Origin of the sequence: Gilliamella sp. B2923 (assembly GCF_026536565.1) — a bacterium.
GTDB lineage: Bacteria > Pseudomonadota > Gammaproteobacteria > Enterobacterales > Orbaceae > Gilliamella.
On record NZ_JAFNNZ010000001.1, the window covers coordinates 577,515 to 598,017 of the forward strand.

The window sequence follows — 20,503 nt, forward strand, 5'->3', positions numbered from 1 at the left end:
TTTATAATCGAAAGCAAGAAATTAATGACAAATTTTTCATGTTAGGGTGAAGTTTTTTATAAAATTTTTGTATAAACCATGGTATTTTGATTTAAGGCAAATTGTTGTATCGTTGAGATTTTTAAGTTATTTCGAAAGTCAAAATAAGTTCAAAAATAAAAAAGCCATAAAAAATTTTTTATGGCTTTATCAAAACGTTTACTTTTTTGTCAAAAATAAGGGTTATTTATTTTTGGCTCTTTCGTAAGACTCAATAATCTCTTTACGAGCTGCATCGGCATTATCCCAACCGTCGACTTTAACCCATTTACCTTTTTCAAGCGCTTTGTATTGCTCAAAGAAGTGTTTGATTTGCGATTTTAATAATTCCGGTAAATCATCAACATCTTTGATGTGATCATATTCTTTTGAAAGTTTGGTGTGTGGAACAGCAACTAATTTAGCGTCACTACCTGCTTCGTCAGTCATTTTTAATACGCCTACAGGTCGACAACGAATCACTGAACCTGGTTGTAATGGGTAAGGAGTCGGAACTAATACGTCAACAGGATCGCCGTCTAGTGATAATGTGTGATTGATATAACCGTAGTTACATGGGTAAAACATAGCTGTTGCCATAAAACGGTCAACAAAAACAGCACCGGTGTCTTTATCAACTTCGTATTTGATCGGGTCAGCATTGGCCGGAATTTCGATCACAACATAAATATCATCTGGTAATTCTTTACCTGCTGGTACATTTAAAAGTCCCATTATTGTATCCTCTATCTTTGATTTGTTAATAAATATTGATTAATGATTAGTAATAAGCACACAGTATAAAATTTATTCTGCGTCGCTCAATTCTTTTAGGTATTGAAAAATCTGTCTCGCTGTTTTAGGTGGTTTGTTCGCTTCTAACTCTTTTTTTGCTAAACGGGCAAATGTGCGTAACTGTTGTCTATCAGCTGAGGGGAATAGACCTATAATCGTTTCGGCATCACCGGTTTGAATCAGATCATCACGCAACTTTTCAAGTTTATGCAGCATGGCAACTTGTTGATTGTGACGATTCTTCAGTTTATCGAGTGCCTGTGTAATGGGTTCGATATCACGGCTTCGCAAAAGTTTACCAATGTATTGAACTTGTCTTCGGTATCCCTCTTTTTTGATTTTTTGGGCTAACTCAATAGCGTAAAGGAGATCTTCATCGAGTGGAATTTTGGCAATTTCATTTTTGCTCAGATTGATCAGTTCAATACCCAATTTTTTAAGTGCCTCAGCGTCTCTTTTTATTTCGCTTTTACTGACGTAAATAATTTCCTCATCAGCACTGTCTGGATCAAAATTTGGCGCTAGATTTGTCTCTTGATTGTTGTTCATATGATTTCTTTTGTTAACTAAAATTCAATTCTGGCTTATTATAACGTATCACTAGCAGAATTGTAGAAAATAATGAAATGAGTATTGATCAAATAAAAAAACAAGCTATCAAGCAAAAAGCGCATTTATCTAATGTGGTAGCTGATGCAATTAAACAAGCTAAATCCAGAGTTGATTCGGTTGAAGTGTCAATTAATCAAGCTACCGGCATTAATGTGAGTACTCGGTCAGGCGAAGCTGAAAATGTCGAATTTAATAGTGACGGCGCTTTAGGCATTACCGTTTATCAAAACCAACGAAAAGGCAGCGCCTCAACCAACGATCTTACGGCGCAAGCGATATCACAAACCATTGATATGGCAATTAATATTATGCAATACACCTCACCCGATCCTTGTTCGGGTTTGGGTGATGTTGAGTCATTAGCGTTTAATGCACCGGATTTAGATCTTTTTTACCCAAGTGATTTAAATGTTGATAAAGCGATAGAACAAGCAACCTTAGCGGAACAAATGGCGCTGAATCACTCTAATTTAGTCAGTAGTGACGGCGGTTATTTTAGCAGCCGATATGGGGTGTATGTTTATGGTAATAGTTTGGGGATGCTTGAGGGCTATTGCACTAGCTCTCACTCATTATCATGTTCGGTCATTGCGGAGCAAAATGGGCAAATGGAGCGAAATTACGCTTACACCTCATCACGTGACCTCGATCTACTTAAGTCGGCGAAATGGGTGGGTGAGCAAGCGGCAGAGCGCACCGTATCGCATTTAGGCGCCAAACAGATGGCGACCATGCAAGTACCGGTGCTTTTTGCTGCTGAAGTCGCTGTTGGGCTTATCCGGCATCTGTGCGGGGCGATAAGTGGTGGTGCTATCTATCGTAAATCCTCTTTTTTGCTAGATAGCGTTGGCAAGCAGATTTTTCCTTCATGGCTCACTATTTTTGAAGATCCCCATGTGTTAAAAGGTGTTGGTTCATCACCGTTTGATAGTGAAGGGACGAAAACCGTTGAGCGTAATATTATTCAAGACGGTGTATTACAAACTTACCTATTAGGCAACTATTCAGCCCGTAAGCTGGGCTTAGCCACTACCGGGCACGCTGGGGGTATTCATAACTGGTTTGTCTCGCCGAGCCAAACTGATGCCGATTTTCAGGCGATGTTGAGAAAATTAGATAGAGGCTTGCTCATTACTTCGTTAATGGGGCAAGGGGTAAATAATGTGACAGGCGATTACTCACGAGGTGCCAGCGGTTTTTGGGTCGAAAACGGCCAAATCCAATATCCAGTCAACGAAATTACTGTTGCGGGCAATCTGCGTGATATGTATCAACATATCGTTGCAATCGGCAATGATATTGAAACCCGAAGTAGCATTAAATGTGGTTCTATTTTGATAGATAATATGAGCATAGCCGGAAAGTAGGGATCATCATGGAAAAAGCGACCAACAAATCAATATGGCAAAAAATATTAATATGGATGCCTGGACTTGCCACGATGTTGCACTATAAACGTCATTATTTTGGAAATGATGTTAAAGCCGGTTTATCAGTGGCAGCTGTCTCGTTGCCGGTTTCTATCGCTTATGCTGAGCTGACGGGAGTCGGGGCGATTGCCGGATTATACTCAACCATTTTACCGCTAATTGTATATGCGCTTTTTGGATCGTCCCGACAATTAATTGTTGGTCCCGATACCGCAACGTGTGCTGTGGTCGCTGCCGTTGTGTTTCCTTTAGCCGCCAATGACCCAATATTGCGTTGGCAACTTGTGGTAATACTGACCATTATGATTGGTATTTGGTGCATTATCGCCGGTAAACTTCATCTTGGCGCATTGGCGGATTTACTTAGTCAACCTATCTTAATTGGTCTGTTAAATGGTATCTCTATTACCATAATGGTGGATCAGTTGGCTAAGGCGTTAGGTTTTCGCTACGATTATTCCTATTTGATTGAGCGAGTTGTCTATTTTCCATTTAAGATATCGCAAATTCACCTGTTAACAACGTTCGTCTCGTTTTTAACTTTAGTGATTTTAGTTGGCTTAAAACGGATAAGACCCCGTTATCCGGCGCCACTTTTTGCCGTTGTAATTATGACTTTCCTTTCATGGTTATTTAACTTTGACAGTTACAATGTTCGCATAATCGGTGATGTGACCAGTGATTTTATCCCAATGGAATCTTGGATTGATTTTGATAAAGGATTGATGCGGGATCTGGTAGTGCCGTCGCTCAATATCGCTATTATCTGTTTTGTTAGTATGATGATAACCGTGCGTAGTTTTGCCTCGAAAAATAATTATGAAACCAATGCCGATGTCGAATTTAAAGCATTAGGAATGGCCAATATTGCTGCCGGTTTATCGCAAGGTTTTGTGGTCAGTGGCACATCTTCCCGAACAGCCGTTAACGATGCCAATGGCGGTAAAACGCAACTGGTTTCAATTATCGCCGCTATTATTATTGGTCTTGTGGTGTTACTGTTTTTATCACCCTTAAAATATATCCCAACTTGCGTTTTAGGCGTGATTTTGATCTACTCTTCGATTTCGCTAATTAACTTTCAAACTATAAAGCGCTTTTTTAAATTTGATCGTGATGCGTTTTACCTGAGTTTAACAACATTTATTTCGGTGTTAGTTATTGGCATTATTCCTGGCATGGCGTTAGCGGTATTGTTAGGGCTGTTTTTATTTTTGCGCCGAGTATTTAGACCAAAAGATCAGCTATTAGGTATGGATGAAAGCGGCCGAATTCACTCAATCGGGCAAGATGTACAGCCGTTAAAAAACACCCTTATTTATCGTTTTAATTCGCCGTTGACCTATTTTAATATCGCTTATTTTAAACGCAGAATTATTAGCTATATTGACGAGTCTGAAGAGCCGATTAATTATGTTATAGTCGATGCTATCCCTTGTTTTACCTATAAAGATGTTAGCGTATTATCCGGCATTGATGAGCTAGTGAAATCATTGAAAGTGCGAAACGTGACATTAATCTTATCCGGCCGACGAAAGACGTTGAAAAATTGGTTCAAACAGATGAATATTAAACCGGATAGTCATTATCTGGATTTTGCTTATGATCTCTATTTCGCCGTTCGATTAGTCCAAAGTAAAGAGCATATGGAAAACAAGACCGAAGATGAAATCGATGATGATTAAGTAAATTACTTTGCCGATTGTCAATGCATGATTAAGGAATGTTATGAAACAGCGAACAAATAGTATTAGGATTGAAATGCTTAGTACCGGTGATGAGGTTTTATACGGCCAAATCCTCGATAGCAATGCCGCTTGGCTTTCTGATTTTTTATTTCACGAAGGTATTTTGATAACCGCTCGTCATACCGTTGGCGATAACTTGCATCAATTGAGCCAGACACTACAAGAACGTACTTTGTGTAATGATATCTTGATTGTTAATGGCGGATTGGGACCAACCAGCGATGATTTAACAGCGCAAGCCGCTGCAAACGCTAATAATGAGATGTTGCAACTCAATCAACAGTGGTTAATGCACATTGAACATTACTATTTAAGCCGTGGCAAAACCATGCCAGCTAGCAACGTAAAGCAGGCGATGTTGCCGCAAAGTGCGAGCGTCATTGATAATCCGATAGGTACCGCTTGTGGGTTTAAGATGCAAATTAATGGTTGTCAGGTATTTTTTACCCCCGGCGTACCGAGAGAATTTCAGGAGATGATGCGCCTTTCAATCTTGCCACAGATAAAATCGACATTTCCAATCTTAGAAAAGCCACTGTGCTATAGGTTAACTACTATGGGACGAACGGAGAGTGACCTTGCCAGCGAAATCGAACAAAAGCTCGATATTCCGTCCAATATTGTGGTTGGTTATCGTGCCGCTATGCCGATTATTGAAATCAAGCTAACCGGCTTTGAGCATCTGCAAAACCAAATGGATCAAATATGGGCACAAATAAAACAGATTGTTGCCGACAATTTACTTTATGAAGGCGTATTGGCTGAGCATGGCGAGGTCGGTCTTGCTGAAGTGGTTGCAAAATTGTTGCATGAAACTAATCAAACTTTGATTGTGATTGAGCAGCAGTCGGCCGGCATGATTGGCTACCAATTATTTCAATCGGATGCGCCAGTTGTTAAATCAGAAGTTGTCCCCATATTAACTGTAGATCCCGAAAGTTATTTGTTACAAGCTCTAAAACAACAACAGGCCGATATCGCATTAGGCATTGTTAATTTTAGAGAAAAAAACAGTCAATTTATGTTAATGATTGCAACCGCAAAACAGGTATGCACATTTAATTTAAAGTATACTGGTCGAGCGCACAATCGATCAGTTGAGCAACGGATATTTTCTGCAATCGCTTTAGATAGCTTGCGTCGATTTCTATTAAAGATGCCCGAAATTGTTGGAAAAAATGCTTGGTTAGACATAATCAACTAGCTAATTCTGCTTTGTCTGATTTTATTACTCACTGATTTTGGTTATTCGAAACAAGATTAGTATGGACAATTCCATACAAAATTAAGTAGAATACTGGATCTTTCAATTGAAGCAATTAAGTAAAAAATATTAGAGGTAAAAATGGCACGTGTAACTGTCCAAGATGCAGTAGAAAAAATTGGTAATCGCTTTGATCTCGTTTTAGTTGCGGCACGCCGTGCTCGTCAATTGCAAGTCGAAAATAAATCACCCCTTATCCCTGAAGAAAACGATAAAGAAACCGTGGTTGCTTTACGTGAAATCGAAGATGGACTTGTTAATAAACAGATTTTAGATACTGCTGATTTCCAAGCGCGTCAGGATGAAGAGGCTGAAGTACGTTCAACACTTCACGAGTCAGTTCTTTTAGAAAATACTCCCTCGTACGAATAAGCTTTGCTGAGAATTGCCTATGCAATATTTTGATAGCTTAAAAGAGGTTGTGGCATCTTATCTTCCGGCTAAACAAGTTGAACTTATTCAAAATGCCTACCTCTTTGCTCAAAAAGCACATGAAGGGCAATTCCGATGCAGTGGCGAACCTTATATAACGCACCCGGTTGCGGTCGCAACCATTTTAGCGGATATGCGGCTTGATTATGAAACCATTATCGCCGCATTATTACACGATACAATCGAAGACACGCCTGTCACCTTTCAAGATATTACTAAAGAGTTTGGAAAACATGTTGCCATATTGGTTGAAGGTGTTTCAAAACTTGATAAATTAAAATTTCGTAACCGACAAGAAGCCCAAGCCGAAAATTTTCGTAAAATGGTACTCGCCATGACCGAAGATGTTCGTGTCATTTTAATCAAGCTTGCCGACCGAACCCATAACATGCGCACTTTAGGTGCATTAAGACCGGATAAACGCCGTCGTATTGCCAAAGAGACGTTGGAAATTTATGCGCCGTTAGCGCATCGCCTAGGGATTCATCACATCAAAACTGAGCTTGAGATCTTAGGCTTTACCGCCATGCACCCTAATCGAGCCAAAGTGCTGGAAAAGGTTGTTAAAGCGGCACGAGGCACCCGAAAAGAGTTAATCCAACAGATCTTATCTGAAATCACAGGTCGATTAGCCGAAGCCAACATTGAAGCACAAGTTGAAGGGCTGGAAAAAAATATCTATGCCATTTACCAAAAAATGCAACTTCGTGAACAACACTTTCACTCCATTATGGATATCTACATATTTCGGATTGTGGTGAAAGATGTCGATGCTTGCTACCGTGCGCTGGGCTTAGTACACAATTTATATAAGCCTCGACTCAATCGCTTTAAAGATTATATCGCTATACCCAAAGCCAATGGCTACCAATCTTTGCACTCTTCACTGATTGGTCCGCATGGTACACCGGTCGAAGTGCAAATTCGTACCGAAGATATGGACCAAATGGCTGAAATGGGTGTAGCTGCGCATTGGGTTTATAATGAAAACGATGAGTTAACCCACACCACCGCCCAAATTAAAGCGCAACGCTGGATGCAAAGTCTGTTAGAGTTGCAACAAAGTGTCGGTAATTCATTTGAATTTATCGAAAATGTCAAATCCGATCTGTTCCCAAAAGAGATCTATGTCTTTACGCCTAAAGGACGTATCGTTCAATTACCGGAAGGGGCGACACCGGTAGATCTTGCCTATGCCGTTCACTCCGATATCGGTTATCAATGTATCGGCGCAGTTGTTGATCGCAAACCTTATCCACTGTCTCAACCATTAAGCAACGGGCAAACAGTTGAGATTATTACCTCGCCGGAAGGGCGACCAAATGCCAATTGGCTTAACTTTGTAGTGAGCGCTAAAGCACGTTCACGTATTCGCCAAGCCTTAAAAACCTTAAAACGTGAAGATGCGATCGAATTAGGTCGACGTTTGCTCAATCTTTCGTTAATCAAATCGGGTGGTATTGAATCGCTTTCAGAGAAGCAAAAATCTCGTATTGTTGAATTAGCGCAATTACAAACGTTTGATGATGTATTGGCGGAAATTGGCTTAGGTAATATTATGAGTCATTTCATTGCCAAAGGTTTAGAGCATAAAGAGCTTTTGCACAATGACTCAGATTCAAATAAAACCTTAGTTATCACCGGCAGTGAAGGGGTGTTAGTGACATTCTCTAAATGTTGTCATCCTATTCCGAACGATCCGATAATCGGCCATGTTAGTCCCGAAAAAGGATTAACGGTGCACCACGAATCTTGTCGTAATATCACTGGCTATCAAAATAACCCGGAAAAGTACATCAGCTTAAAATGGGCGCCAAATATCGAGCAATTTTTTGTTGCTGAAATTTGGGTAGATATCTTAAATAATCAAGGTTCATTAGGTCATATACTGTCCATTATTAATGACGAAAAAGCGCATTTGCAATGGCTTAATACCGAAGAGAAAGATCGGCAAATTTACACAATCATTTTGCAAATTGAAGTCAAAAACGCTCAACAACTTAATGAACTGATGCGAAAACTCTCACTACAACAAGACGTGGTGAGTGTTACACGTAATATCAACTAGTGATGATGAACGATCGTTTTTTTAGCCGTGTCCCGTTAATTCAATTAAGCGGGATAGGCAATAACTTAGAAAAAAGATTTCATGCATTAGGGATTGATACCGTTCAAGATCTGTTACTGCATTTTCCGATGCGCTATGAAGATCGCTCCTCCACTTGTGCCATTAATCAAGCGGCTATCGGTGAGCATACCACTATTGAAGGTCGCATCATCAAAACTGAAGTTGTTTTTCGGCGCAAACAGATGTTGCTGTGCTATATTCAAGATGAAACGGGCATGGCGGTTTTAAGATTTATGCACTTTAATGCCGGCATAAAAGCCTCCTTAGCGGTGGGAAGCTGGGTGAGTGCTTACGGTGAGATTAAAAGTGGTAAAACCTATCGGGAAATTATTCATCCGCAATATAAAGTGCACTCAAACCGTGATAGTCAATCTTTACACGCTGACGCAACTCAAGAAAGGTACACGCCGATCTACCCAACAACCCACGGCTTAACCCAAAATGTTATTCGCAAACTGATTCAAGCCGCACTATTGCTATTAAAACGTAATCCACCTCAAGAGGTATTACCGCAACCGTTAGCAAGCCAATTTTTACCGGCACTTGAGTCATTAAATATCATTCATAATCCGCCTATTGATACCGATATCAACCAACTTACCAACGGCGAACATCCCGCTATCAAGCGATTTATATTTGAAGAGCTGCTCAGCTACCATTTAAGCATGTTGCTGTTAAAGACCGATAATCAAAAACAGCAAGCTTATCCAATGCATATCACTCGGCAGTTAATCAACCCATTTTTAGCCTCACTACCGTTTAGCCCAACTCAAGCCCAACAACGAGTAGTGCATGATATTTATCAAGATATGGCCAAACCGGTACCCATGATGCGGTTAATTCAAGGCGATGTGGGATCGGGTAAAACCTTAGTTGCTGCCTTAGCGGCGTTAAATGCGATTGAAAATGGCCAACAAGTGGTGTTAATGGCGCCAACAGAAATCCTTGCCGAACAACATTATCATAATTTCAAACAATGGTTTACGCCACTGGGCATCAACGTTGATTGGTTATCCGGACGATTAACCGCCAAAAATAAAAAGCAACGTTATGAAGGTATCAAAAGTGGTGAGATCACTTTATTAATCGGCACCCACGCCGTATTTATCGATAAAGTCGAGTTTGCTAAATTGGGATTAGTCATCATTGATGAACAGCACCGATTTGGTGTTAATCAGCGTTTAACGCTTTGGCAAAAAGGGATCAAACAAGCCATCCACCCGCATCAACTAATCATGACCGCAACTCCGATACCACGCACACTGGCAATGACCATATATGCTGACTTAGATGTATCAATCATTGACCAATTACCACCCGGTAGAACGCCGGTAACAACAGTGGTGATACCAAATTCTCGCCGTGATGAAATTATCGAAAAAGTGAGCCAAGCATGCCTTGAAAATCGTCAAGTTTATTGGGTGTGCACATTAGTTGAAGAGTCCGAAACGCTCGATGCTCAAGCAGCGGAACAACTCCTTGAAGAGTTACAACAAAAATTACCGCATCTATCCATAGCACTAGTGCATGGCAAAATGAAATCGGATGAAAAACAATCCGTAATGCAAAAATTCAAAGAAGGACAAATTCAACTGCTGGTAGCAACAACCGTCATTGAAGTCGGCGTTGATGTTCCTAATGCAAGCTTGATGATTATTGAAAACGCTGAACGCTTAGGCTTAGCACAATTACACCAGTTACGAGGCCGGGTAGGGCGGGGAAGCGCCGTATCACATTGCATACTAATGTACCAAGCACCACTGAGTAAAGTGGCACGAGAACGCATGGAAGTCATGCGACAAAGTAACGATGGTTTTGTCATCGCTCAAAAAGATCTGGAAATTCGAGGCAGTGGCGAAATATTAGGAACAAGACAAATGGGCGTGGCCAATTTTAAAGTCGTCGATTTAATGCGTGATCAGCATCTAATAAGCCAAATACAAAACTATGCCCAAAACATCCAACAACACCACCCACAACAAGCCAAAGCACTCATCGACTGCTGGCTCCCCGAACGGCAAAAATACATCAATGCCTAAAAACCGCCAAAACTTGTCAAAAAGTTTCAGAAACTGTATGCGTTTCAGTATAAAACGATAAACCTATGCCAAGAACTTTCAGAAAATACCTATGTTTTAGTATAAAAAGGATATTTTAAAAATTTTTAAAAACCAATATTAATACATACAAAAACGCCAACAATCCTTGTCAAAAACTTTCAGAAAATATAGGTGTTTAAGCAAAAATCCAAAACATCGACAAGAACTTTCAGAAAATACCCGTGTTTTAGTATAAAAACAAAATCTTAAGATATTTTTAAAAATATCCCAAAAACTCATACCGTTGCCTTTCACAAAAGCAAACAAGTGCACCAGATTGCACCTTCACAAAGCGCCGACAACTGAGTGAGGTTAGCACGCCAAACAAGGATGTTTGGCGAGGCGCTGCTTTGTCCGGAACAAATCAGCGCCGGTGCGTTAAGACCGAACGAAGGCGGAGGGCAGTCGAAGACCGCTTTGGGCGGTGCTGCGAGGGGGTATAGGGGGATTTCGCATAAAATCCCCCTATTCGGACGCAGGCACCGAAATGAAAATATCAACCAATTAACAGCGTCCGAAACCTACAAACCAAAAACCCGCAACTTTTAACGAAATAAAAACCTTGTCAAAAACTTTCAGAAAATATAGGCGTTTAAGCAAAAAAAACACAAATCTTTGACCAGAACTTTCAGAAAACACCCACGTTTCCATATAAAAACCACTCCACCTTTAATCCCCACACAATTTATCGCTCAAATATTAACCTATATTAGCCTATAACAAATGCCTACCAATTTACCAATTTCTGCCAAAAACCTTGATAATAAGTTAAGTTATCGAGATTTATTCTTTGCACGAATAGGGCTATCGTGTAATATAGATAACAATTATCAAATTGAATAAATTGTGAATAATCTATGCAATCTACAATAAAATTATTTTCTCTATGTTTAGTCGTATTGACTTTAGTTGGCTGTGGGTTAAAAGGGCCTCTTTATCATCCTACCAATAACTCTTATCAATCGAGCATTTCTTTTATGTTATTAAAATAGTTTAACAGGAAGCAAATATGGATTTTCTACATTATCGCAATGGCCAATTATTGGCTCAAAACATTGCTATAACAGATCTGGCTGAGCACTATGGGACGCCATTATATGTTTATTCGGCAGATGATATAGTTGAGCAGTTTAAGGCTTATCAAGCGCCACTATCAGAATGTAAGCACTTAATTTGTTATGCGATAAAAGCAAATAGCAATCTATCGGTATTAAGCTTATTAGCTAAATTAGGTGCTGGATTTGACATTGTTTCACAAGGCGAGCTTGAACGTGTTTTAAAAGCCGGAGCCGATCCGAAAAAAATTGTCTTTTCCGGTGTAGCAAAATCTGTTGCTGAAATCAAACGGGCTTTAGAAGTTGGTATTAAATGCTTTAATGTTGAATCCGAAGCGGAACTATACCGCATTAACGAAATAGCCGAACAGTTAGGTAAAATTGCCGCCATTTCGTTACGAGTTAACCCCGATGTTGATGCAAAAACCCACCCTTATATTTCAACCGGATTACGGGAAAATAAATTTGGAATCAGCTATCAATTAGCCTTAGAAACTTATCAAAAAGCGCAATTATTACCTCATATTAAAATAGTCGGTGTTGATTGCCATATCGGCTCGCAATTGACAGAACTATCACCCTTTGTTGATGCTGCTGATCGGATTTTAGCGTTAGTTGATAAGCTCAAAGCGCATAACATCACCCTTGAACATATCGATTTAGGTGGCGGCCTGGGCGTGTGTTATGATAACGAAAAGCCCCCTTCAATATCAGCCCTTATTACCGCATTAAAACAAAAATTAGCCCCTTTTCCTGAACTGGAAATTCTCTTTGAACCGGGGCGATCTATTGTTGCCAATAGTGGCATATTGATTACTAAAGTTGAATATACTAAACATCAAGATGATCAACATTTTGCTATTGTCGATGCGGGTATGAATGATTTAATCAGACCAGCGCTTTATCAAGCTTGGATGAAAGTATTACCGGCAAAAGCGCCACAATCTTGCGATCAAAGCTATGTTTATAATGTCGTTGGACCCATTTGTGAATCGAGTGATGTTTTAGCTTATCAACGTGAGCTTAGCGTTAAACAAGATGATCTGTTAGTGATATGCAGTGCCGGCGCTTATGGATTTAGTATGGCATCAAACTATAACAGTCATCCACGCCCCGCCGAAGTGATGTTGATTGATGATCAACATAAAATCATTCGTGAACGTGAAACGTTTGCTGATTTATGGCGTGGTGAACAGGTTTAATTATTGTTTCAATGGTAGATTGACTGAGCAAACAATTGACAGTTTGTGGCTAAACAAAATAGGTGATAGCCATTAATTATAATAAACTAAAAAAACAGTGTGTTAATACAGAAGGTAGACAAAGATGAACTTTTCAAAGATGCATGGACTCGGTAATGATTTTATGGTTATTGATGCGGTGACGCAAAATGTTCATCTTTCTGCTGAAATGATTAAACGTATGGCCGATAGATATACCGGCGTTGGATTTGATCAATTACTCATTGTTGAGCCACCTTACTCGCCAGAGAGTGATTTTCATTATCGAATCTTTAATTCGGACGGTAGCGAAGTGGAACAGTGTGGAAATGGTGCACGCTGTTTTGCCCGTTTTGTTCGATTAAAAGGCTTAACCAAAAAACGAGTCTTAAAAGTTAGCACAATGAAAGGCAACATCGTATTAACCGTCAACGATGATGAAACCGTGCGAGTCAATATGGGCACACCAATATTTGAACCGAATAAAATTCCTTTTAAAGCCAATAAAGAAGAGAAGACTTATATCATTCGGGCGCAAGAGCAGACTATTTTATGTGGTGTTGCCTCAATGGGTAATCCACACTGCGTTGTACAAGTGGATAATATTGTCACTGCCGCTGTGGCAACCATAGGGCCATTATTAGAACAGCATGAACGCTTTCCGGAGCGGGCTAATATTGGCTTTATGCACATTATCGATCGCAATAATATCAATTTGCGGGTCTTTGAACGAGGCGTTGGCGAAACTCAAGCTTGTGGGACAGGCGCTTGTGCAGCCGTTGCTGTCGGGATTAATCAAGGCTTATTAAATCAAAGTGTCAATGTGAATTTGCCGGGCGGTAAATTACTGATTGAATGGAAAGGCGATGATCACCCGCTGTTTATGACAGGTCCGGCGACACACGTTTATGACGGATTTATAGCAGTATAGTCGATTTTGTGATAACCAAATTTAGCCATATTTTGCTACGAAAACTGGCGTTTATCGCATAACGAAAATAAATCTTACTAATGATAAAACAATAGAAGTTGATTATGGTTGCTAAAGATACCCAGATAGAGAGCGCAAAATGCGCTGAGCATCAAAATTCAGCGATTGAATTAAATGATGAAATTGTTAGTCAATATATTATCGATAATCCGGATTTTTTTATCCGTAATGCGGCACGTATTGAACAGATGCGGGTACCGCATCCGGTGCGGGGGATTATTTCCTTACCTGAATGGCACATGGCAAGGCAGCGTAATAAAATCAGCCAGTTGGAATCTGAAATCACATTATTAATGGAGCACGCTATCGCTAATGAACGACTATTTAGTGATATGCTGTACTTACAGCTTCAATTAATCAAAGCCAATAGCTTAGATGAACTTATCCTCTCGCTCAATAGCTGGGCAAAAGCGCTAGGACTTAGCGGCGCTTATTTATATCTGTTTGATGACAAATGGTTACTAAATGCGCCGTCAAACTATCACAACCTCGCTTTAAACGCTTCACAGTTTGATTTTATCCGTGTTAGGCATCTACAATATAGCCAATATTATTTAGGCAGGTTAAATTCAACAGAAGTCGATTTTCTATTTCCAACACATGGTTATATTGGATCGGTGGCGTTATCATTATTTGGTAAATTTGGTGATTTAGGTCTTTTAATCTTTACCAGTCCGGATTCACAGCATTATCAAGCAGGACAAGGCACATTACTTTTAGAAAAAATCTGCGAAATATTACCCATTTTAATTGAAAGATGGGTAATGCGTAAAAAGTAAGGAATCGTAATGGATCAATCTGCACAACATGATTTACCATTATTAACTCAGCCAGTTGAACAATTTCTAGATTATTTAAAATCTGAAAAACAGCTTAGTTTAAATACCCAAATTAATTATCGACGCCAACTTTATGCACTTATCGGCTTATTAAAAGATAGCGAGATAGCCCGCTGGCAAGATCTCGATTCATCAGCCGTCAGATTATTAATCAGTCAGAGTAAACGGGCTGGATTGCAGGCAAGAAGTCTGTCATTACGCTTATCCGCCTTGCGTAGCTTTTATGATTGGATGATTAAGTGTGATCTGGTTAGCGCCAACCCTGCTCGAAGTGTTTTGAATCCTAAATTAGGGCAACATCTGCCTAAAAATATCGATATCGATGAAATCAATCAACTGCTTAATATTGAATATAACGACCCGCTCTCAGTGCGTGATAGAGCCATGCTTGAAGTGATGTACGGTTCCGGCTTGCGACTGTCTGAATTAGTCAACCTTAATTGCCGGGAGCTGAATTTGCAAGACGGTGAAGTACGGGTAATGGGGAAAGGTAATAAAGAGCGCAAATTACCGTTAGGGCGAGAATCGATTAAATGGATCAAACATTGGCTATCAATGCGGGATTTTTTAGCGCCACAAGATGATGCGCTGTTTATTTCCAAATTAGGTAAAAGAATTTCAGCCCGCAACGTGGAAAAACGATTTGCTCAATGGGGCGTGAAACAAGGTTTAAGCGCACATGTTCACCCACATAAATTACGCCACTCATTTGCCACTCATATGTTAGAATCCAGTGGCGATTTGCGAGCAGTGCAAGAGCTACTCGGGCATTCGGACTTATCAACAACGCAAGTCTACACTCATTTGGATTTTTCACATCTGTCTGAAGTTTATGATGCCGCACACCCAAGAGCCAAAAGGGGAAAAAAATAATGCATTTTTATCGTTCAATCCATTGCATCAAAGCCATCACTTTTGATCTTGACGATACCTTATATGACAATAGTTTGATTGTTGAAAATGCCGAAGCGCAGATGATTAAGGTTTTACAAAAATATGATGCTTTACAACATTTAACCTTAGCGGATTTTCATGCCGAAAAAAAAGCGATGTTAGCGCTTGATCCGGAAATTTACCATGATGTCATTGTTTGGCGAATTAAAACCATTAGCTCTGTTTTAACTAAAGCCAAAGTAAGCCCGGTGCAAATCCCGGCAATAACGGATGAAGCAATGGCGTGTTTTACTTTTTGGCGTCACAAAATGCATGTCCCCAACGCAACGCATCAATTATTAACTCAACTCGCAACAAAATATCCTTTAGCTGTCATCACCAATGGTAATGTTGAAATTGACAAAATTGGTTTAAATGATTACTTTCAGTTCTCATTACGAGGCGGTGCCGACGGGCGATCAAAACCCTTTCCGGAAATATTTGAGTTAGCAGCGCAAAAACTAGCACTGCCAGCTGACCAAATTTTACATGTTGGCGATAATTTATCAACCGATGTCAATGGCGCAATCAATAGTGGATTTTTAGCCTGTTGGATAAATATTTTTGCCAAAGATATTTATCACCTCGCCGATGCCAGATGTTTGCCGCATATTGAAATAACACAATTGCCAGAATTAGATAATCTGTTATAATCTAATCGGTATCTGTATAAATAGACAGTGAAGTTAACAGTATTATGACGTTATTGTTAACCAGAAACCTATCTTAAGATCCCTTTTGATTAGATTCAACAAAACATTCAGAATTAAAAATATATATATTCATCGTTTTTATTAAATTAAGGCTAATTAGCGCTTGCTAATAGGGCAATAGGTTAAGATATAGTGGAAATAAAAACATCATTATTAGATGACCTCAATACTGAACAACAAAATGCCGTCACAACCGACAACCAATACACCATTGTGCTTGCCGGTGCGGGCAGTGGTAAAACACGTGTTTTAGTCCACCGCATTGCCTGGCTTTGTATTGAAAAACACTATTCGCCTAACTCCATTTTTGCTGTAACTTTTACCAATAAAGCTGCTGCTGAAATGCAAGAGCGGATACAAGCTATAGTGGGTGAAGGTTATTTCAACGGTATGTGGGTGGGTACCTTTCATGGTTTAACACACCGTTTATTACGCATGTTTGCTAAACAAGCGCATCTTCCTTCTAACTTTCAACTGATTGATTCCGAAGATCAGATTCGGCTAATTAAACGCATCTTTCGTGAATTAAAAATTGATGAAAAGCAGTGGTCACCTAAAGAGTGTGCTGGTTTTATCTCCTCGCAAAAAGAGAAAGGGCTTCGAGCCAATGACATTGCCCCGGAAGACCCAAAACAAGTGATGTGGCAAACGATTTATCGTGATTATCAAGCGATTTGTGATCGTGTCGGTTATGTCGATTTTTCTGAATTAATCTTAAGGGCATATGAGCTATTATGCCGTAATAAAGACGTGTTGAATTATTGTCATCAGCGTTTTTCGAATATTTTAATCGATGAGTTTCAAGATACTAACCAAATTCAATACCAGTTTGTGCAAAAACTAGCGGGCGATACCGCTAATGTGATGATTGTTGGCGATGATGATCAATCCATTTACAGTTGGCGAGGCGCCAATGCCGATAATTTACAACTGTTTATCCGGGATTATCCGGATACGGAGATTATTCGCCTTGAACAAAATTACCGATCAACCGGCATTATCTTACAGGCGGCAAATGAGTTAATCGCTAAAAATCAAAACCGGCTAGGTAAAAATTTATGGACTGATAGCGGTGACGGTGAAAAAATTTCACTTTATGTTGGGTTTAATGATATTGACGAAGCACGATTTGTTATTGGTCAAATCAAAAAGCGGCATGAAGAAGGGGAAAAATACGCTAGCTGTGCGATCTTATATCGCAATAATGTTCAATCTCGTATCTTTGAAGACACGTTATTGCAAAATGGCTTGCCGTATCAGATCTATGGATCTATCCGCTTTTATGAAAGGCAAGAGGTGAAATTAGCGCTAGCTTACCTACGTTTATTGCACGATCACAATAATGACATGGCATTTGAAGCCACCGTCAACACGCCTAGTCGTGGGATAGGACAAGTTACATTAGATAAGATCAGGCTGACGGCTAACCAACATCAAATCTCGCTATGGAATGCCTGTTTGAAGTTGATACAGATGAATGCATTAACGGAAAGGCAACGCTCCGGCATAAGTCGCTTTTTGGAACTGATCGACTCCATTTATCATGAAGTTGATAACCTGCCGTTTTACCAGCAACTTGATGTGATACTTAAATTATCCGGCGTACTGCAAATGTACGAACAAGAGCCAGGCATTAAAGGGCAATCAAGATTAGAAAATCTCGAAGAGCTGGTTTCAGCTGCTGAACAGTTTTATCGCACTAATGAAAATGCTGTGATTGAAGATAGCCAAACAGGTGAAACCCTTACCGTGTTAGAGTCATTTTTAGCCTATACTTCGCTTGAAAGTCGGGATGTAATAAAAGATCAAGATTGTGTGCAATTGATGACACTGCATGCCGCTAAAGGCTTGGAATTTGATAATGTCTTTATTGTCGGATTAGAAGAGGGGCTATTTCCGGCTCAGAAATCTTCGCAAGAAACCGATAGAATGGAAGAAGAGCGGCGTTTGGCTTATGTTGGGATCACCAGAGCGCGCAAGTGCTTAACCTTGACTTTATCGGAACTAAGACGTTTATATGGACGCGAAGAGCGTAATTTACCGTCAAGATTTCTTGCTGAATTGCCGGTTGATAATCTCAATGAAATTAGTTATCGAGGCAACTTAACCCATCGCTCTGGCGCTGGCCATGAGTTAACAAAAGATGAACAATTTTATCAAGAGCGTAAAAAATCTTATTGGGAAAAAAGCCGTGAAAGCGACGGTTATACTTTAGGGCGCAAAGTCAAACATAACCGCTTTGGTGAAGGCACAATTGTCAATCTTGACGGTGAAGGTGACCACAGACGGGTACAGATCGCTTTTGTGAATGAAGGGATTAAATGGCTGGTGGTTAAACTGGCTAATCTAACCTTATTATAAGCTAATACACGAAAGTAAAATCGATTAAAAAAAGGGGAACAAATCGATCATATTTGTTCCCTTTTTGGCTTTGAGTTCTATTGTTCTGCTTGCTCTGTTACCGCTTGGCTAAAAATAGTTGTAAAGCTTTGATCGGAACGGTTACAGATAAACTGTTCATTGACATAATCAAAATGATAGCCTTGACGAGCTGTTGCCAGCCAAACTTGAAATAGCGGCTCTTGCGTGTTAATGATCATTTTACTGCCATTTGGAAAACTGATCGTCATCACATTGCCGTTAGTTTCATAATCAATATCGACATCATGTTTATCAGCATAATCATCTAAAAAGAGTTCAATTTCATTAAACAATTGTTCAGTAATAGCGTGGAATTGCTGGATATTCATACAAATACTGTTTTATCAAGATAATCAATGTATCGATATTAACATAAATGCCTACGCTCTGCCACCGCCCTGGCGGTCAGCGTAAAATAAGTGAAGGTATTAATGCTAGATTGGTAATGAACATGAAATAAGCAGTATCTTATGTTCATGGCTGTCATGTTTTGGCGAAATCCAACGATTAAGGAGATTAACACTTTCAATCAATTCGCCTTGACCATATTCAGCTTGGTACATCTCAGCTTTGCCTTTCGCTAACTCCATTTTATCGCAGTTAAGAAAATATTCGATTTTAATGGAACTATAATATTTTTTGCCTGTTTCATGGTTTTCTTGTACTAACGCCGGCGAGTAGTTGATATACTCGTCAATCATCCGTATTTTTGGATTATAACTGTGTAATTTGATCGATATTCGATCAAGATACGATTGCCCGACTGATTCACCTTGATTCAATTTTGTTAATGGAATGAAACGATGGATTATTGTTGTCAAATTGCCTTTATCCATTTCTTCTGTTAACGCTTTGCCGTGATTCTCTACTTCGATTTTATCTTGGAGATTTTCACTGGTGTTTTCATCATCTGACATAACATGAGCTATTGCTGAAAAAGAAATCAGCATGAATAATAGACTTAGTGTTTTCATTAAATGTTGTCTCCGTCTTTAGGGATATTATTTTTGGGAGTCGAATTAGTTTGTGTTTCCGGGGCTTTTTGGCGTTCCTTTTGAATTCTTAATGCTTCAGATTTTTCACGACGTTCGCCTTCCAGTTTTATATCAATCGGTCTCATATCCGGGCGGCTTGCATAAAGGATACTTTTTTTCACATCACCTTGAATAGAGCACATTATTCGATTTTGATTATCGGTAAATGGTTCCAAATAAAGCGATTTTTCAACAGTTCCTTGTTTAGGAATGACGCCGTCAATAGAATATGGGTTGTCCTGCCATACTTTTGTATTAGAATTGTAAATTTTTGAATTGGCGATATACACATCGGTATTATAGCCATTCCATTTTATTTCACTTAATGCTTTTTTTATCTCATCTTCGCTATTATCAAAGATAAAGCCCCAATAATAAAACTGGCCTGATAACGCTGTTGGGATATAAATATTTTGATAGCCAGTAATGGTTAAACCACGATAGCTTAAAGCTTTCTTAAACGTTGCTGTATATTTATCTGGTTCAACAACAGATTTAACCGGAATAAAGGTGACATTTTCTTCAGTAGTTAAATCAATATATTCATTGAAAAGTGTTTTATTATCCGCTAATTGTTCAAAAAACTGGTTATCACATGCAAGAAATGTATCAATGATCTTATCTGTGTGACTGTGTTGCTCATCTGCTTGAGCACTCACCGCATATGAAGCGAGCGTTGCACATATAAGTAAAGAATATTTTTTCAGACACATGGTTTAAAACCCTTAATTGATAATAAATTATATATATTGTAAGTATATTGTAAAGTAG

General features: G+C 39.4%; 18 protein-coding genes. 13 read left to right on the plus strand and 5 right to left on the minus strand.

The window, feature by feature from the left end; translation table 11 throughout:
• Nucleotides 1-222 precede the first annotated feature (222 nt).
• Together ppa and yjgA are read right to left on the minus strand one after the other, a co-directional pair.
• Nucleotides 223-753, minus strand: a complete 531-nt coding sequence (gene ppa, locus J3U42_RS02480; protein WP_220217713.1) for an inorganic diphosphatase — start codon at nt 751-753, stop codon at nt 223-225.
• Between the two features lie 72 nt (nt 754-825).
• The gene (gene yjgA / locus J3U42_RS02485) at nt 826-1,362 is read right to left on the minus strand and encodes a ribosome biogenesis factor YjgA (RefSeq protein ID WP_267335334.1); all 537 of its coding nucleotides are present in this window, start codon (nt 1,360-1,362) and stop codon (nt 826-828) included.
• A 77-nt stretch (nt 1,363-1,439) separates the two neighbouring features.
• Between yjgA and pmbA the strand changes: the two genes are divergently transcribed.
• The 13 genes from pmbA (at nt 1,440) to uvrD (ending at nt 18,638) form a co-directional block, all read left to right on the plus strand.
• Nucleotides 1,440-2,792, plus strand: a complete 1,353-nt coding sequence (pmbA, locus tag J3U42_RS02490; protein ID WP_267335336.1) for a metalloprotease PmbA — start codon at nt 1,440-1,442, stop codon at nt 2,790-2,792.
• Nucleotides 2,793-2,800: 8 nt separating this feature from the next.
• Nucleotides 2,801-4,540 (plus strand): SulP family inorganic anion transporter, encoded by a 1,740-nt coding sequence (locus tag J3U42_RS02495; protein ID WP_220217710.1) that lies wholly within the window; start codon nt 2,801-2,803, stop codon nt 4,538-4,540.
• 43 nt (nt 4,541-4,583) lie between these two features.
• Nucleotides 4,584-5,807: a CinA family nicotinamide mononucleotide deamidase-related protein gene (locus tag J3U42_RS02500; RefSeq protein WP_267335337.1), complete on the plus strand. Its 1,224-nt coding sequence runs from the start codon at nt 4,584-4,586 to the stop codon at nt 5,805-5,807.
• Between the two features lie 141 nt (nt 5,808-5,948).
• A complete protein-coding gene (gene rpoZ / locus J3U42_RS02505; protein ID WP_220217708.1) occupies nt 5,949-6,239 on the plus strand; it encodes a DNA-directed RNA polymerase subunit omega in 291 nt (96 codons plus the stop codon).
• Between the two features lie 19 nt (nt 6,240-6,258).
• Nucleotides 6,259-8,367: a bifunctional GTP diphosphokinase/guanosine-3',5'-bis pyrophosphate 3'-pyrophosphohydrolase gene (gene spoT / locus J3U42_RS02510; RefSeq protein ID WP_267328989.1), complete on the plus strand. Its 2,109-nt coding sequence runs from the start codon at nt 6,259-6,261 to the stop codon at nt 8,365-8,367.
• A 5-nt stretch (nt 8,368-8,372) separates the two neighbouring features.
• Entirely contained in the window at nt 8,373-10,466 is a 2,094-nt protein-coding gene (gene recG / locus J3U42_RS02515; protein WP_267335339.1) for an ATP-dependent DNA helicase RecG, read from the plus strand.
• Between the two features lie 917 nt (nt 10,467-11,383).
• Nucleotides 11,384-11,518: an LPS translocon maturation chaperone LptM gene (gene lptM / locus J3U42_RS12380; protein WP_220217705.1), complete on the plus strand. Its 135-nt coding sequence runs from the start codon at nt 11,384-11,386 to the stop codon at nt 11,516-11,518.
• 17 nt (nt 11,519-11,535) lie between these two features.
• Entirely contained in the window at nt 11,536-12,783 is a 1,248-nt protein-coding gene (gene lysA, locus J3U42_RS02520; RefSeq protein WP_267335341.1) for a diaminopimelate decarboxylase, read from the plus strand.
• A 124-nt stretch (nt 12,784-12,907) separates the two neighbouring features.
• Nucleotides 12,908-13,732 carry a diaminopimelate epimerase gene (dapF, locus tag J3U42_RS02525; protein ID WP_220217703.1) on the plus strand — a complete coding sequence of 275 codons (825 nt, stop codon included), beginning with the start codon at nt 12,908-12,910 and terminating at the stop codon, nt 13,730-13,732.
• Between the two features lie 104 nt (nt 13,733-13,836).
• Nucleotides 13,837-14,571 carry a DUF484 family protein gene (locus J3U42_RS02530; protein WP_220217702.1) on the plus strand — a complete coding sequence of 245 codons (735 nt, stop codon included), beginning with the start codon at nt 13,837-13,839 and terminating at the stop codon, nt 14,569-14,571.
• A gap of 9 nt (nt 14,572-14,580) precedes the next feature.
• Complete coding sequence (xerC, locus tag J3U42_RS02535) at nt 14,581-15,504, plus strand: tyrosine recombinase XerC (RefSeq protein ID WP_267335343.1); 924 nt, start codon at nt 14,581-14,583, stop codon at nt 15,502-15,504.
• Complete coding sequence (gene yigB, locus J3U42_RS02540; protein ID WP_267335345.1) at nt 15,504-16,217, plus strand: 5-amino-6-(5-phospho-D-ribitylamino)uracil phosphatase YigB; 714 nt, start codon at nt 15,504-15,506, stop codon at nt 16,215-16,217. The genes xerC and yigB overlap by 1 nt, the downstream gene beginning before the upstream one ends.
• Nucleotides 16,218-16,415: 198 nt before the next feature.
• The gene (gene uvrD, locus J3U42_RS02545; RefSeq protein ID WP_416380434.1) at nt 16,416-18,638 is read left to right on the plus strand and encodes a DNA helicase II; all 2,223 of its coding nucleotides are present in this window, start codon (nt 16,416-16,418) and stop codon (nt 18,636-18,638) included.
• A 77-nt stretch (nt 18,639-18,715) separates the two neighbouring features.
• Here the strand turns inward: uvrD and cyaY are convergent, their stop codons facing one another.
• The 3 genes from cyaY to J3U42_RS02560 all read right to left on the minus strand — a co-directional run bounded on the left by cyaY (nt 18,716) and on the right by J3U42_RS02560 (nt 20,445).
• Nucleotides 18,716-19,027 carry an iron donor protein CyaY gene (gene cyaY, locus J3U42_RS02550; RefSeq protein WP_220217698.1) on the minus strand — a complete coding sequence of 104 codons (312 nt, stop codon included), beginning with the start codon at nt 19,025-19,027 and terminating at the stop codon, nt 18,716-18,718.
• A gap of 105 nt (nt 19,028-19,132) precedes the next feature.
• Nucleotides 19,133-19,672: a surface-adhesin E family protein gene (locus tag J3U42_RS02555; protein WP_267335350.1), complete on the minus strand. Its 540-nt coding sequence runs from the start codon at nt 19,670-19,672 to the stop codon at nt 19,133-19,135.
• On the minus strand, nt 19,672-20,445 hold the full coding sequence (locus J3U42_RS02560; RefSeq protein ID WP_267335352.1) for a hypothetical protein: 774 nt from the start codon (nt 20,443-20,445) through the stop codon (nt 19,672-19,674). The genes J3U42_RS02555 and J3U42_RS02560 overlap by 1 nt, the downstream gene beginning before the upstream one ends.
• Between the last annotated feature and the right edge of the window lie 58 nt (nt 20,446-20,503).

Bases quoted from the DNA above. Each gene is read 5' to 3' on its own strand.
- ppa (WP_220217713.1), bottom strand. From the start codon at position 753: ATGGGACTTTTAAATGTACCAGCAGGTAAAGAATTACCAGATGATATT.
- yjgA (WP_267335334.1), bottom strand. From the start codon at position 1,362: ATGAACAACAATCAAGAGACAAATCTAGCGCCAAATTTTGATCCAGAC.
- pmbA (WP_267335336.1), top strand. From the start codon at position 1,440: ATGAGTATTGATCAAATAAAAAAACAAGCTATCAAGCAAAAAGCGCAT.
- J3U42_RS02495 (WP_220217710.1), top strand. From the start codon at position 2,801: ATGGAAAAAGCGACCAACAAATCAATATGGCAAAAAATATTAATATGG.
- J3U42_RS02500 (WP_267335337.1), top strand. From the start codon at position 4,584: ATGAAACAGCGAACAAATAGTATTAGGATTGAAATGCTTAGTACCGGT.
- rpoZ (WP_220217708.1), top strand. From the start codon at position 5,949: ATGGCACGTGTAACTGTCCAAGATGCAGTAGAAAAAATTGGTAATCGC.
- spoT (WP_267328989.1), top strand. From the start codon at position 6,259: ATGCAATATTTTGATAGCTTAAAAGAGGTTGTGGCATCTTATCTTCCG.
- recG (WP_267335339.1), top strand. From the start codon at position 8,373: ATGAACGATCGTTTTTTTAGCCGTGTCCCGTTAATTCAATTAAGCGGG.
- lptM (WP_220217705.1), top strand. From the start codon at position 11,384: ATGCAATCTACAATAAAATTATTTTCTCTATGTTTAGTCGTATTGACT.
- lysA (WP_267335341.1), top strand. From the start codon at position 11,536: ATGGATTTTCTACATTATCGCAATGGCCAATTATTGGCTCAAAACATT.
- dapF (WP_220217703.1), top strand. From the start codon at position 12,908: ATGAACTTTTCAAAGATGCATGGACTCGGTAATGATTTTATGGTTATT.
- J3U42_RS02530 (WP_220217702.1), top strand. From the start codon at position 13,837: ATGGTTGCTAAAGATACCCAGATAGAGAGCGCAAAATGCGCTGAGCAT.
- xerC (WP_267335343.1), top strand. From the start codon at position 14,581: ATGGATCAATCTGCACAACATGATTTACCATTATTAACTCAGCCAGTT.
- yigB (WP_267335345.1), top strand. From the start codon at position 15,504: ATGCATTTTTATCGTTCAATCCATTGCATCAAAGCCATCACTTTTGAT.
- cyaY (WP_220217698.1), bottom strand. From the start codon at position 19,027: ATGAATATCCAGCAATTCCACGCTATTACTGAACAATTGTTTAATGAA.
- J3U42_RS02555 (WP_267335350.1), bottom strand. From the start codon at position 19,672: ATGAAAACACTAAGTCTATTATTCATGCTGATTTCTTTTTCAGCAATA.
- J3U42_RS02560 (WP_267335352.1), bottom strand. From the start codon at position 20,445: ATGTGTCTGAAAAAATATTCTTTACTTATATGTGCAACGCTCGCTTCA.